This is a genomic window from Streptomyces sp. CNQ085, from assembly GCF_022614595.1.
GTDB lineage: Bacteria > Actinomycetota > Actinomycetes > Streptomycetales > Streptomycetaceae > Streptomyces.
In genome coordinates this window covers 4,310-17,384 of record NZ_JAJFAU010000105.1, presented here as the reverse complement: position 1 = coordinate 17,384, position 13,075 = coordinate 4,310, and the positions used below count along the sequence as shown (strand labels likewise).

The 13,075-nt window shown below is 75.1% G+C and carries 12 protein-coding genes; 9 read left to right on the top strand and 3 right to left on the bottom strand.

The annotated features are described in order from the left end of the window. The 4 genes from LJ221_RS17175 to LJ221_RS17160 all read left to right on the top strand — a co-directional run. On the top strand, positions 1 to 1,210 hold a 1,210-nt coding region (locus LJ221_RS17175), incomplete at its 5' end, for an ArsA family ATPase (RefSeq protein WP_241717611.1). Between the two features lie 137 nt (positions 1,211 to 1,347). After that, on the top strand, positions 1,348 to 1,887 hold the full coding sequence (locus LJ221_RS17170; RefSeq protein ID WP_241717610.1) for a DUF5304 family protein: 540 nt from the start codon (positions 1,348 to 1,350) through the stop codon (positions 1,885 to 1,887). Positions 1,888 to 2,083: 196 nt separating this feature from the next. Beyond that, positions 2,084 to 3,025, top strand: a complete 942-nt coding sequence (locus LJ221_RS17165) for an ROK family glucokinase (RefSeq protein WP_241717609.1) — start codon at positions 2,084 to 2,086, stop codon at positions 3,023 to 3,025. 15 nt (positions 3,026 to 3,040) lie between these two features. Then, positions 3,041 to 3,832, top strand: coding sequence for an endonuclease/exonuclease/phosphatase family protein (locus LJ221_RS17160; RefSeq protein WP_241717608.1), 792 nt, complete (start codon positions 3,041 to 3,043; stop codon positions 3,830 to 3,832). 38 nt (positions 3,833 to 3,870) lie between these two features. Here the strand turns inward: LJ221_RS17160 and LJ221_RS17155 are convergent, their stop codons facing one another. Together LJ221_RS17155 and LJ221_RS17150 are read right to left on the bottom strand one after the other, a co-directional pair. Next, a complete protein-coding gene (locus LJ221_RS17155; protein ID WP_241717607.1) occupies positions 3,871 to 4,446 on the bottom strand; it encodes a hypothetical protein in 576 nt (191 codons plus the stop codon). Then, a complete protein-coding gene (locus tag LJ221_RS17150) occupies positions 4,433 to 5,203 on the bottom strand; it encodes a carboxylesterase (RefSeq protein ID WP_241717606.1) in 771 nt (256 codons plus the stop codon). The genes LJ221_RS17155 and LJ221_RS17150 overlap by 14 nt, the downstream gene beginning before the upstream one ends. Positions 5,204 to 5,383: 180 nt before the next feature. Between LJ221_RS17150 and LJ221_RS17145 the strand changes: the two genes are divergently transcribed. The 4 genes from LJ221_RS17145 (at position 5,384) to LJ221_RS17130 (ending at position 9,313) form a co-directional block, all read left to right on the top strand. Next, entirely contained in the window at positions 5,384 to 6,163 is a 780-nt protein-coding gene (locus LJ221_RS17145) for a 1-acyl-sn-glycerol-3-phosphate acyltransferase (protein ID WP_241717605.1), read from the top strand. Between the two features lie 30 nt (positions 6,164 to 6,193). Beyond that, complete coding sequence (gene macS, locus LJ221_RS17140; protein WP_374228487.1) at positions 6,194 to 7,432, top strand: MacS family sensor histidine kinase; 1,239 nt, start codon at positions 6,194 to 6,196, stop codon at positions 7,430 to 7,432. After that, the gene (locus LJ221_RS17135) at positions 7,404 to 8,123 is read left to right on the top strand and encodes a response regulator transcription factor (RefSeq protein ID WP_241717604.1); all 720 of its coding nucleotides are present in this window, start codon (positions 7,404 to 7,406) and stop codon (positions 8,121 to 8,123) included. Before macS ends, LJ221_RS17135 begins: the two co-directional genes overlap by 29 nt. Before the next feature lie 152 nt (positions 8,124 to 8,275). Further along, the gene (locus LJ221_RS17130) at positions 8,276 to 9,313 is read left to right on the top strand and encodes an ATP-dependent 6-phosphofructokinase (RefSeq protein WP_241717603.1); all 1,038 of its coding nucleotides are present in this window, start codon (positions 8,276 to 8,278) and stop codon (positions 9,311 to 9,313) included. Between the two features lie 49 nt (positions 9,314 to 9,362). Here the strand turns inward: LJ221_RS17130 and LJ221_RS17125 are convergent, their stop codons facing one another. Further along, a complete protein-coding gene (locus LJ221_RS17125; protein WP_241717613.1) occupies positions 9,363 to 11,288 on the bottom strand; it encodes an anthranilate synthase family protein in 1,926 nt (641 codons plus the stop codon). Positions 11,289 to 11,639: 351 nt separating this feature from the next. Here LJ221_RS17125 and LJ221_RS17120 point away from each other — a divergent pair, with 351 nt between their 5' ends. Continuing rightward, positions 11,640 to 12,989, top strand: coding sequence for a class II 3-deoxy-7-phosphoheptulonate synthase (locus LJ221_RS17120; protein ID WP_241717602.1), 1,350 nt, complete (start codon positions 11,640 to 11,642; stop codon positions 12,987 to 12,989). Positions 12,990 to 13,075: the final 86 nt, after the last annotated feature.

Sequence of the window (13,075 nt, the reverse complement as noted above, 5' to 3'; positions counted from 1 at the left end):
CGCCACCGCGCTGGCGGCCGCCCGGAGCGGCCGGCGCACGCTGCTGCTCAGCGCCGAGGGCCCGGCCCTGCCGGAGACACTGTTCCGCGCGGGCGGCGCCGGCGGTGCGGACGGCACGGGCGGCGTGGAAGCGCCCCGAGAGGTCGCCCCCGGCCTGTTCCTGTCCCGTCTCGACTCCGGTGCCGACTTCCGGACCCGCGCCGTCGCCCTCCAGGAACGCGCCCGCTCCGCCCTGGACCTGCTGGGCGCCGAACCGCTGGACGAGGACGAGCTGGCCGAGCCACCGGGGGCCGACGCCTTCGCCCTGCTGCGCGCGCTGCGCGCCGCGCACGACCCGGACGCGCACGACCGCGCGGGGGACGGCCCGTACGACCTGGTCGTGGCCGACATGCCGCCGACCGGGCGGGCCGTGCGCACCCTGGCGCTGCCCGAGCACACCCGGCACTGGCTGCGGCGGCTGCTGCCGCCGGAACGGCAGGCCGCCCGCGCGCTGCGTCCGGTCCTGGCCCAGCTCGCCGGGGTGCCGATGCCCGCCCGCTCGTTCTACGAGGCCGCCGGCCGGCTGGACCGCGAACTCGCCGCCGCGCAGGCGGCGGTCGAATCGCCCGGGACGACCGTGCGGCTGGTCCTCGAGCCCGGTCCCGCCGCCGTCCGCGCGCTGCGCGCCGCCCGGGCCGGACTCGCGCTGCACGGTCTGGCGCCGGACGCCGTGATCGCCAACCGGCTGCTGCCCACGGCCTCGCCCGATCCCTGGCTGGCGGGCCTGGCGTCACGCCAGCGGGAGGCACTCGGGGAACTCCTGGACGGCTGCCCGGCCGACTCGGCGGCCGTGTGCGAGCTGCCGCACCTGGGCCGGGAGCCGCAGGGCCCGGCCGACCTCGGCGAACTGGCGGAGCGGATCCCCCTTCCCGGCCCCCCGCCCGGAGCCGCCCCGGAGGGGGACCGGGCCGAGGGGCCGTGGACGGTGGAGGACCGGGTCGCCGACGAGGGCGTCCTGTTGTGGCGGCTGCCGCTGCCCGGCGCCGACCGCGAGACGCTGTCCCTGGTGCGCCGCGGTGACGAGGTCGTGGTCACCACCGGGCCGTTCCGCAGGGTGCTGCCGCTGCCCGCCGCGCTGTGCCGCTGCGCGGTGGCGGGGGCTCGGCTGGCCGACGGCGAGCTGACGGTGCGCTTCGAGCCCGATCCCGGGCTGTGGCCGGTGCGGGACTGAACAAGCGCGTTCGACGCCCCGGACGCGGCCGGGGCGTTCGGGTAACGTCGAAGGGGAGGGCCCGCCCGCCGGGCGCCCTTCACAGCCCGCCGCGGACGACCGCGGCCCTCGTCGCAGCCACGCCCCAGGAGCCCGCCATGAGCGATGCCACCGAGCGCCCGTCCCACGCAGCCCCCGGTGCCGATTCCGACGCCTGGGCCTCAGCCTGCGAGGAGGACCTCGCCGCCGAGCGCGAGCGCCGCCGTGAGCGGTACGGGACCCCGCCGGGGAGCGCCGCCGAGGAGCTTCTGAAGCTGGCCGAGGCGGTCACGGGGAAGCTCGCCGAGATCGGGGGACCGCTGGCCGGGCCCGCGGCCCGGGGCGCGGCGCGGCAGTTCGCCCACTTCGCGGACCGTGCCAGAGCGGCGGTCGAGCCCGTCGTCGAACGCAACCCGGAGGTCTTCGACCACCTCGCGGCCGCGGGCGGCGAGCTGCTGGCCGCCTACCGCGCCGCGGTGGCGGACCAGGAGGGGCGCTGGACCCGTGGGGGGGCGGGCGGCTCCGCCCCGGAGGACGGCGGTGGCCGGGCCGGGCGGGAGGAGGACCGCGGCGCGGCCGGGAACGGGAAGAGCGGGAAGGACGGCAGGGTCGGCGAGGGGGAGGGCCCCGCCGGATCCCAGCGGATCGAACTCGACTGACCTCCGCTCCGGCGCCCGCCCCGGCCGGCGCCCGGCCGGAACACCCCGGACGGCCGGGCCGGAAGCCGTCGGACGGCGTTCGGGCACCGTTCAGACCTTGTACGGACCGGGTTGGGTTTCCCAGTCGGTCCGTTCAAGTCTCCGCCCTCCGGTACGGTTGTGCACAGCGGGGATCGACCGAGTAACTGAGGGACACATGGGACTCACCATCGGCGTCGACATCGGCGGTACGAAGATCGCGGCCGGCGTGGTCGACGAGGAGGGCGCGATCCTCGAGACCAGCACGGTGCCCACCCCGCCCACCGCCGAGGGCGTCATCGACGCCATCGCGAAGGCGGTCCGCACCGTCAGCACCGGGCACGAGGTCGATGCGGTCGGTATCGGCGCCGCCGGCTACGTCGACGACAAGCGGGCCACCGTCCTGTTCGCCCCCAACATCAAGTGGCGCAGCGAGCCGCTCAAGGACAAGGTCGAGCAGCGCGTGGGCCTCCCGGTCGTCGTCGAGAACGACGCCAACGCGGCCGCCTGGGGCGAGTACCGCTTCGGCGCCGGCCAGGGCCACGACGACGTCGTGTGCATCACGCTCGGCACCGGGCTGGGCGGCGGCATCATCATCGGCGGGAAGCTCCACCGCGGACGGTTCGGCGTCGCCGCGGAGTTCGGCCACGTCCGGGTCGTACCCGACGGCCTGCTGTGCGGCTGCGGCAGCCAGGGCTGCTGGGAGCAGTACGCCTCGGGCCGTGCCCTGGTCCGCTACGCTCGCCAGCGCGCCAACGCCACCCCCGAGAACGCGGAGATCCTGCTCGCCCTCGGTGACGGGACCCCCGAGGGTGTCGAGGGCCGGCACATCAGCCAGGCCGCCCGGCAGGGCTGCCCGGTGGCCGTCGACTCCTTCCGCGAGCTGGCCCGCTGGGCCGGCGCGGGGCTGGCCGACCTGGCCTCGCTCTTCGACCCCTCCGCGTTCATCGTCGGCGGCGGCGTCTCGGACGAGGGCGATCTGGTCCTCGAACCGATCCGCAAGTCCTTCCGCCGCTGGCTGGTGGGTGGCCAGTGGCGCCCGCACGCCCAGGTGCTGGCCGCTCAGCTCGGCGGCAGGGCCGGGCTGGTGGGCGCGGCCGACCTGGCCCGCCAGGGCTGACGGCGCGGGGCGCGGGTGAACGAGGCCGCCGGGAACGAACCCGGGCGCACGGCGCCCGGGGACCTGCCCGCCTCCCGCACCGAACCCGGCGGTTCGGCCGTCGTCCGGCTGCTGAGCTACAACATCCGCTCCATGCGCGACGACACCGACGCGCTGGCCCGGGTCGTGCGGGCCTGCGCGCCCGACGTGCTCTGCGTCCAGGAGGCGCCCCGCTTCTTCCGCTGGCGCAAGTACGCGGCCCGCCTCGCCCGGGAGACGGGTCTGGTGTACGTCACGGGCGGGGCGACCGCCACCGGACCGATGATCCTGTCCTCGCTGCGCGCCCATGTGGAGCGCAGCGGGGACGTGCTGCTGCCGCGCACTCCCGGCCTGCACCGCCGCGGCCTGGCCACGGCGGTGCTGCGCTTCGGTCCCTCCGCCCGGCTGGCGGTGGTCTGCTGCCACCTCGGCCTGGCCGAGAGGGAGCGGTACGCCCAGGCCGGGATGGTCCTGGACCACCTCGCGGGCATGGGGGTGGACGCCGGGGTGGTGGCCGGCGACCTCAACGACGAACCGGACGGCCGGGCCTTCCGCCGTCTGGCCGCCGGCCTCCAGGACGGCTGGACCGCCGGAGCGTGGGGCGGCGAACTCACCTCGACCGCGGCCGAGCCCCGCAAGCGCATCGACGCCGTGCTGGCCACCGGGGCGGTTGAGGTGCTGGGCTGCGGAGTGCCCGTCGGCCTCCCGGGCGTCGCCGACGCGGATCTGCGGGCGGCCACCGACCACCTGCCGGTCCTGGCCGCCCTGCGGGTGCCCGCCGCCGCGTAGCCCGGGCGCTCCCACGGTCCGGCGGTCCGGCCGGGCCCTCAGACCACCGCGCCGCGCCCCGGATCCTCGAAGTCGTCGTCATCCTCGTCGCGCATCCGTGTCACCAGCGCGGCGAAACCGCCCAGGAACCCGCCAATGCCCAGGGTGGCGATCCACCATGTCACCGGCTGCTGGAACAGGATGGTCAGCATCAGCAGCAGCGGGCCGCCCAGAACCGCCAGCCAGGCGAAGCGGCTCGCCGGGTCGCCCTTGGGCAGCGGCGGGGGCTCGGGCGGCACGAAGTGGCCCTCGTCGTCCTCGCCGAGGTCGTCGTCGGACGGCTCGGCCGGGCTCCAGTCGCGCGGTCCGGAACCGGCCGCGTACACGGTGAAGCCGCGCACCGGGGGGTCGCCGGCCTCCGGCCCGGAGCGCTCGCCCCCCTCGCCGGATCCGGTCTCCTCGCCGAGACCGCCCGCTCCGTCCTTCCCGCCGAGACCGCCGGTTCCGCCGCCGGGCCGCTCCTCGGCCGGAGGGCCCGCGGGCTCCTCCCCGTAGGCGGCCACGATCTGGGCCCAGGCGGCCTCCTCGTCCAGGGGCTCCGGGCCCTCGCCGCGGCCCTGCTCACGCTCCGTCACGTGCCGTCTTCCTCGCTGTGAGGCGGGTGATGAATCCGTAGGAGTCCGCGAAGATCCGCTCCGCGTCGTGGTCCAGCGTGGCCACGTGCAGGCTCCGCTCCAGCACCGTCTCGGTGACATCGCGCGAGGAGATCCGCTCCAGGATCAGCGCCGAGTCCGAGGGAGGGACGACGTGGTCCACGCGGCTGTGCAGGAGCAGCAGCGGCCGGGTGACCCGGGGCAGCTCCCCCCGCACCGTCCGCAGCAGGTCGTACAGGGAGTGGGCGGCGTGCAGCGGCACCCGGTCGTAGCCGACCTCCACCGCGCCCTCCTTGGCGATGTCCCCGGTGACGCCCCTGGTGGAGGGGACCAGATGGCGCAGGACGGGCAGCGCGTATCCCTGGATCCGCGGGAGGGTGGCCGCCGGGTTGACCGCCACGACCCCGCTGACCGCGTCGCCGTGCAGGGCGGCCAGCCGCAGCGCGAGCGCACCGCCCATCGACAGGCCGCAGACGAAGACCTGCTCGCAGCGCTCGCGCAGCCGGCGCAGTTCGAGCTCGGCGGTCGCGTACCAGTCCTGCCAGCCGGTGACCGCCAGGTCCTGCCGGCGCGTGCCGTGGCCGGGCAGCAGCGGCAGCGAGACGGTCAGGTCCCTGTCGGCCAGATAGCGGGCCCAGGGGCGCATCGACTGCGGACAGCCGGTGAAACCATGGCACAGCAGGACGCCGACCTCGCCGCCGTCGTGGTGCAGCGGTTCGGCACCGGGGAGCAGGGGCACCGGGGATCTCCGTTCGGTGGTCGACTCGGTGGGGCGCCCGGCACGGACGGGCGGGGTGCTGCCACCCTACGCGTGCGGGCGGTGACCGGGTAGGCCGGACGGCCCGCGCGGGAGCGGAACGGGGAGGGCGCCGGTGTCGGCGGGATATGGTCTTACCGGCAGACACAGGAGGTTCCTCGGTTGTTGTACGGCGTCATGAAGCTCTCCCTCGGGAACGGGCTCAGGCTCGCGTTCCGTCCCTGGGTGGAGGGCCTTGAGAACATTCCGGCCGAGGGGCCGGCCATCCTCGCGAGCAACCATCTGTCGTTCTCCGACTCCTTCTTCCTGCCCGCGGTCCTGGACCGCAAGGTCACCTTCATCGCCAAGGCGGAGTACTTCACCACCCCGGGCGTCAAGGGCCGGCTGACGGCGGCGTTCTTCAAGGGCATCGGCCAGCTCCCGGTGGACCGTTCGGGCGGGCGGGGCGCGGGCGAGGCCGCGATCCGCAGCGGTGTCCAGGTACTGGAGCGCGGCGAGCTGTTCGGCATCTACCCCGAGGGGACCCGCTCCCCGGACGGTCGCCTCTACCGCGGAAAGCCGGGCGGACTGGCCCGGGTGGCGCTGGCCGCGGGCGCGCCCGTCATCCCCGTCGCGATGATCGACACGGAGAAGATCCAGCCGCCGGGCAAGGTCGTCCCGAAGCTGATGCGTCCCGGCATCCGGATCGGCGGGCCTCTGGACTTCAGCCGCTACCAGGGCATGGACGGCGACCGCTTCGTCCTGCGGTCGATCACCGACGAGGTCATGTACGAGATCATGAAGCTGTCCGGCCAGGAGTACGTCGACATGTACGCCACGGCGGCCAAGCGGCAGATCGCGGAGCGGGAGAAGGCCGAGAAGGCGGAGAAGGCCGGGCGCGCCGCGCGGCGCAGGGCCGGGGAGGCCGCCGGGGACGGCGGGGGCGACGACGCAGCGGCCTAGGAGCCGCCGGGGGAGGTACGGGGGGTGACGATGGACGCGGGGATGTCGGTCGAGCAGCCGCTGTGGAGGGCGCTGACGGCCTACCGGGTGCTCACCGCGGGGTACGCGCTGGCGCTGTACGTCCACGCGTACGGCGAGTACGTCCATCCGCTGGGTGCGGGCGCCTACCTCGCCTTCCTGGCGGTGTGGACGCTGGCGACCGTGCGCCGGGTCTCCTCGGCCGAGCGCTGTACCCCGCCCTTCCTGGCGGTGGAGCTGGCCATCGCGCTCACCGGCGTCCTGCTGACACCGGTGGTGGACACCCAGGCCCGCATCGACGCCGGCGGCCCCACCCTGCCCTCGATATGGACGGCCGGCGCGGTGCTCGGCTTCGCGATCAGGAAGGGCTGGCGCTGGGCCGCGGGGGCCTCGCTGCTGGTCGGCGCCGCGAACGTGGCCACGGCGGGCGGCTTCGCGCAGGACACCGTGCACAACGTGCTGCTGGTGTGCATCGCGAGCATCGCCATCGGCTACGTCGTCGAGGTGGCCCGTGCCAGCGAGCGCACGCTGGCGCGCGCGCTCCGGATCGAGGCCGCCACCCGCGAGCGGGAGCGGCTGGCCCGGGACATCCACGACAGCGTGCTGCAGGTGCTGGCCATGGTGCAGCGCCGCGGCACCGCCATCGGCGGCGAGGCGGCCGAGCTGGGGCGGCTGGCGGGAGAGCAGGAGGCGGCGCTGCGCACGCTGGTCTCCAGCGGTGTGGTGCCCGGGGCTGCCGCGCCCCGCGCCGCCGGGGGGCTCGGCCCGGTCTCCCGGGCCGCCGTACCGCCGCAGCGCGGCGGCGCGGAGGACCCGGCCGGTGGGGAGACCTGCGATGTGCGCGCGCTGCTGTCCGCGTACGCCGGGAGCAGGGTCTCCTTCGCCGAACCCGGCGCCCCGGTACCGCTGCCGACGGCGGCCGCCCGGGAACTGGCCGCGGCGGTCGGCGCGGCCCTGGACAATGTGCGCACACACGCACGGGGACCGTCGGGTGGGGAGGCGCAGGCGTGGATCCTGCTGGAGGACGAGCCGGACGCCGTGGTGGTGACCGTCCGGGACGACGGGCCCGGCATCCCGCCGGGGCGGCTGGAGGACGCGGAGGCCGAGGGCCGTATGGGTGTGGCGCTCTCCATCCGCGGCCGGCTGCGGGACCTGGGCGGCGGCGCGGAGCTGCTGTCGGTGCCGGGACAGGGAACGGAAGTCGAGTTGAGGGTGCCGAAGGATGACCAGGGCGACCAGCGCAACCAGTGAGACCGGCGGCCGCGGCGGAGCCGTGCGGGTGATGGTCGTCGACGACCACCCGATGTGGCGGGACGCGGTGGCCCGCGACCTGGCCGAGGCGGGCTTCGACGTGGTGGCCACCGCCGGGGACGGGCCCCAGGCGGTGCGGCGGGCGCGGGCCGCCGAGCCGGACGTCCTCGTCCTGGACCTCAACCTGCCCGGACTGCCGGGCGTCGAGGTGTGCCGCCGGCTCGTCGGCTCCGGACCGGCGGGCGAACCCGGCGGCCCCCGGGTGCTGGTGCTCTCCGCGAGCGGCGAGCACGCGGACGTGCTGGAGGCGGTGAAGTCCGGCGCGACGGGCTATCTGGTGAAGTCGGCGAGTACGCGAGAGCTGCTGGAGGCTGTGCGCCGCACCGCGGATGGGGACCCGGTGTTCACGCCGGGGCTGGCCGGGCTGGTACTCGGCGAGTACCGGCGGCTGGCCGGCGACCCCGCGCCGCGCGGACGCGACGAGCCCGGCGCGCCCCGGCTGACCGAGCGGGAGACCGAGGTGCTGCGACTGGTCGCCAAGGGACTGTCGTACAAGCAGATCGCCGAGCGGCTGGTCATCTCCCACCGCACCGTGCAGAACCATGTGCAGAACACCCTGGGCAAGCTCCAGCTCCACAACCGGGTGGAGTTGGTGCGTTACGCGATCGAGCGCGGGCTGGACGACGGCTGAGCCCCACCGCGCCCGTCGCCCGTTCCGGCGCTTCGCCGCACCCGCCGCCCGTACCCCCGCTAGCGTGTCCGGGGCGGCCGGTGGTTCCGCCGGATCGGGGGAACCCGCCGGAGGAGGCCGGAAACGGGAAACCGGGCGGAGAAGGGAGACTCATGCGGGTCGGAGTGCTGACCGGCGGCAGCGACTGCCCCGGACTCAACGCGGTGCTGCGCGCGATCGTCCGCAAGGGGGTGCAGGAGTACGGCGACGAGTTCACCGGGTTCCGCGACGGCTGGCGCGGTGTGCTGCGGGACGAGACCGTGCCGCTCGACATCCGGGCCGTGCGCGGCACCCTGCCGCGCGGCGGCACCATCCTCGGCTCCTCGCGTACCAACCCCCTGGAACAGGACGACGGGGCCGACAGAGTACTGGGCACCCTGGCCCGGCACCGGCTGGACGCCCTGATCGTGGTCGGCGGGACCGCCACGCTCGGCGCCGCGGCCCGGCTGGCCGAGGACCACGGCGTCCCCCTGGTGGGCGTGCCCAAGACCATCGACAACGACATCCCCCTCACCGACTACACCGTCGGCTTCGACACCGCCGTCGGCGTCGCCACCCAGGCCATCGACCGGCTGCACACCACCGCCGAGTCCCACAAGCGGGTACTGGTGGTCGAGGTGATGGGGCGCAGCGCCGGATGGATCGCCCTCCACTCGGGCCTGGCGGGCGGGGCCAACTGCATCCTCATCCCCGAGCAGCCCTTCGGCGTGGAGCAGGTCTGCGAGTGGGTCGAGTCCCGGTTCCGGGCCACCTACGCCCCGATCGTCGTCATCGCCGACAGCGCCCTGCCCGAGTCGGGCGAGATCACCCTGCACCGCGGCACCACGCCGCTGCCGGGAACGGATCCCCGCGCCCGGCTCTCCGGGGTGGGCGAGTGGCTGGGCAGGGAGATCGAGCGGCGCACCGGCAAGGAGTCCCGCACCACCGTGCTCGGCCATCTCCAGCGCGGCGGCGCCCCCAGCCCGTTCGACCGCTGGTTGGCCACCCGCTTCGGCCTGCACGCGATCGACACGGTGCACCGGGGCGACTGGGGCTCGATGACGGCGCTGCAGGGCACCGGGATCACCCGCGTACGGCTGGCGGAGGCGGCCTCCACGCTGAAGACGGTCGATCCGTCGCTGTACGAGGAGGCCGGTGTCTTCTTCGGCTGACCCCTGGCCCCTGACCGCGGCCCGGCCGGCTCGCCGGGCCGCGGTCCCCTCAGACCAGGACGGCGGCCAGCAGATCGGCCGTGATCCGCGCCCCCTCCAGCGTCAGCACCGACTCGGGGTGGAACTGCACCCCGGCGAAGTGCGGCCCGCGCAGCGCGTGGACGTCCCCGCGTGCCGGGTCGCGGCTCAGCTCCACCCCCTCCGCGGCCAGCTCCCGCTCCCGCGCCGCGTCGCAGCGGGCGGTGTGGGAGTTGTAGAAACCGACGGTCCGTTCCGTGCCGAACAGGTCGATCCGCTCCTGCGCGCCCTGGTAGGGCTCGTCCTTGCGGACCAGTTCCAGGCCCAGCGCGGCGGCGATCAGCTCGTGCCCCAGGCAGACCCCCAGCAGCCCGTGCCGGTGGCCGTGGAGCAGCTCGGCGGCGAGTGGGCGCAGCACCCGCATCCTCGGGTCGGCGGCGTCGCGGGGGTCGCCGGGGCCGGGGCCGAGCACCACCGGGCCCGAGTGGGCGAGCGCCGCCTCGCGCAGCCCCGGCTCGTCGTACCGCCGCACCGCCACCTCCAGCCCGGTGGAGCGCAGCAGGTGGGCCAGCATCGCGGTGAAGGAGTCCTCGCCGTCCACCACCAGAGCCCGGCCGCGCGCCGTGCCGCGTCCGGCGCCGGGGAAGGGCGTCCGCATCCGCAGCCAGAACGGGGCCAGGTCCGCGCGCCGGGCGTCGAGCGCGGCACGCACCCGCGGGTCGTCCGCCAGACGGGGCCGTACGGCCTCCCCGGTCCGCTCGGCTTCCCCGGCGGCCTCCGCCCACCCGGCAGGGGAGGCCGAGACCTCCCCGGTCCGCACGCCCAGCGCGGCCAGCACCCCGGCCGCCTTGGCGTGGGTCTCGGCCACCTCGCCCGCCGGATCCGAGGCGCGCACCAGCGTGGCGCCCACGGGGACCCGCACCTCGCCGGTGGCCGCGTCGATGTCGGCGGTGCGGATCAGGATGGGGGAGTCCATCGTCCGTGCGCCGCCGCCGTCCCGGCCGATCAGCGCCAGCGCGCCCGCGTAGTAGCCGCGCCCGCCCTCCTCGTGGCGCCGGATCACCCGGCAGGCGTTCTCCACCGGGCTGCCGGTGACGGTCGCGGCGAACATCGTCTCGCGCAGCACCTCGCGGACGTCCCGGGTGCTGCGGCCGCGCAGCTCGTACTCGGTGTGCGCCAGATGGGCCATCTCCCGCAGCCACGGCCCGACCACCACCCCGCCCATGTCGCCGACGGCGCACATCATCTTCAGCTCCTCGTCGACCACCATCGACAGCTCCTCGGTCTCCTTGCGGTCGCCGAGGAAGTCCAGCAGCCCCTCCGCGGACGGGCCGTCGGCCGGATAGCGGTAGGTACCGCTGATCGGGTTCATCACCACCGTCCCGCCGCTCATCCGGACATGGGCCTCGGGGCTGGCTCCCACCAGGGTGCGCTCGCCGGTGTGCACGGCGTACGTCCAGTACGCGCCGCGCTCGCCGGTCAGCAGCCGCCGGAACAGCGCCAGCGCGTCGGCCCTGCCGTAGCCCTCGATAACGCCCCGGTAGGTGCGGCGGACGACGAAGTTGGCGCCCTCGCCGGCGCCGATCTCGTCCTCGACCACCCGGCGCACGATCTCCTCGTACGCGCCGTCGCTCACATCGAAGCCCCCGCCGGTGACGCGGACCGCGTGGCGGGGCAGAGCGGCCGCCAGCGCGTCCAGGGGCACCTCGTGGACCTCCTCGGGGACGAGCACCGACAGCGGCGTGCCGTCGTCGGTCGCATCGAAGCCGCGCTCGCGGATCTGCCGGAACGGCACCAGGGCGAGGGCGCCCGGCCCGTCGACGGGGATGTCGGCCAGCCGCTCCGCCTCGCCGACCGGACCGAGCAGCACCTCGACGGTGCGCCCGTCCCGGCCCGGCGTGCGGCGCAGAAGCAGGGCGAAGGGCGGGCAGTCATCGGCCAGCAGACGCCCCACCAGGACACTCGCGGTGGCGGGGTCAGGGGTGCTGAGGACGCCGGGGGCGTTCGTACGGTCTCTCACAGCGGTTTCGTTCCTTCCGGTCGGGGAGGGAACGGCCCGCGCGCCGGCTGCCGGCGAAAACGGCGAAGGCCGCCCCCTCGGGCGGCCTTCGCGTCGTACGGGTCAGTGCGCGCGTCGGTGGGCCGCCGAAGAGGCGGGCCACCACCAGGCTGCGGCCGTCACGGCCGGCACTGTCGTCTGCGCGGACATACCCCGCACTCTATCCCCGCCCCGCCCGTCCCCGCGGTCTCCGTCTCACCCATCGGTCAGGTACGGGGAGCCGCGGACCCCACCCCGTAACCTGGACGCGTGACCGTGAACGCCAAACCCGACGCCGGTGCCCGCACCTGGCGAGACCTACCCGCGGCGCAGCAGCCCGACTGGCCGGACTCCGAGGCTCTGCGCGATGTGATCGCCGAGCTCGAGTCCTATCCGCCGCTCGTCTTCGCGGGCGAGTGCGACCAGCTGCGTGCCCGCCTGGCGTCCGTGGCCAAGGGCGAGGCGTTCCTGCTCCAGGGAGGCGACTGCGCCGAGGCCTTCGACGCCGTCTCCGCCGAGCAGATCAGGAACAAGCTCAAGACGCTGCTCCAGATGGGGGCCGTGCTCACCTACGCCGGGTCCGTCCCGGTGGTGAAGGTGGGCCGGATCGCCGGGCAGTACAGCAAGCCGCGCTCGAAGCCGACCGAGACCCGCGACGGGGTGACCCTGCCCTCCTACCGGGGCGACTCCGTCAACGGCTTCGAGTTCACCCCCGAGGCCCGCACCCCGGACCCGCAGCGGCTCAAGCGGATGTACCACGCGTCCTCGGCGACGCTGAACCTGGTGCGCGCCTTCACCACCGGCGGCTACGCGGACCTGCGCCAGGTGCACGCCTGGAACCAGGACTTCGTGAAGAACTCCCCCTCCGGCCAGCGCTACGAGGCGCTGGCCCGGGAGATCGACCGGGCGCTGAACTTCATGAACGCCTGCGGGGTGGACCCGGAGGAGTTCAAGACGGTGGAGTGCTACGCCTCGCACGAGGCGCTGGTCCTCGACTACGAGTCGGCGCTGACCCGGGTGGACTCCCGCACGGGGAACCTGTACGACGTCTCGGGCCACATGGTGTGGATCGGCGAGCGGACCCGCCAGCTGGACGGCGCGCACATCGAGTTCGCCTCCCGCATCCGCAACCCGATCGGGGTCAAGCTCGGGCCCACCACCACACCCGAGGACGCCCTGACGCTGATCGACCGGCTGGACCCGGACCGCGAGCCGGGCCGGCTGACCTTCATCACCCGGATGGGGGCCGACAAGATCCGCGACAGGCTCCCCACCCTGGTGGAGAAGGTCACGGCCTCCGGCGCGCGGCCGGTGTGGGTGTGCGACCCGATGCACGGCAACACCTTCGAGGCGGCCAGCGGGCACAAGACGCGGCGCTTCGACGACGTGCTGGACGAGGTCAAGGGCTTCTTCGAGGTCCACAAGAGCCTGGGCACCCACCCGGGCGGCATCCACGTGGAGCTGACCGGCGACGACGTCACCGAGTGCGTGGGCGGTGGCGACGAGATCTTCGTCGACGACCTGCACCAGCGCTACGAGACCGCCTGCGACCCGAGGCTGAACCGCAGCCAGTCGCTGGACCTGGCGTTCCTGGTGGCGGAGATGTACCGCGACCAGTGACCGGCGCGCGCCCCGGCGCACCGGCACAGCACACAGCGGCGGGGGGGGGGGGGGGGGGGGGGGGGGGGGGGGGGGGGGGGGGGGGG

Bases quoted from the DNA above. Each gene is read 5' to 3' on its own strand.
- LJ221_RS17130 (WP_241717603.1), top strand. From the start codon at position 8,276: ATGCGGGTCGGAGTGCTGACCGGCGGCAGCGACTGCCCCGGACTCAAC.
- LJ221_RS17165 (WP_241717609.1), top strand. From the start codon at position 2,084: ATGGGACTCACCATCGGCGTCGACATCGGCGGTACGAAGATCGCGGCC.
- LJ221_RS17135 (WP_241717604.1), top strand. From the start codon at position 7,404: ATGACCAGGGCGACCAGCGCAACCAGTGAGACCGGCGGCCGCGGCGGA.
- macS (WP_374228487.1), top strand. From the start codon at position 6,194: ATGGACGCGGGGATGTCGGTCGAGCAGCCGCTGTGGAGGGCGCTGACG.
- LJ221_RS17170 (WP_241717610.1), top strand. From the start codon at position 1,348: ATGAGCGATGCCACCGAGCGCCCGTCCCACGCAGCCCCCGGTGCCGAT.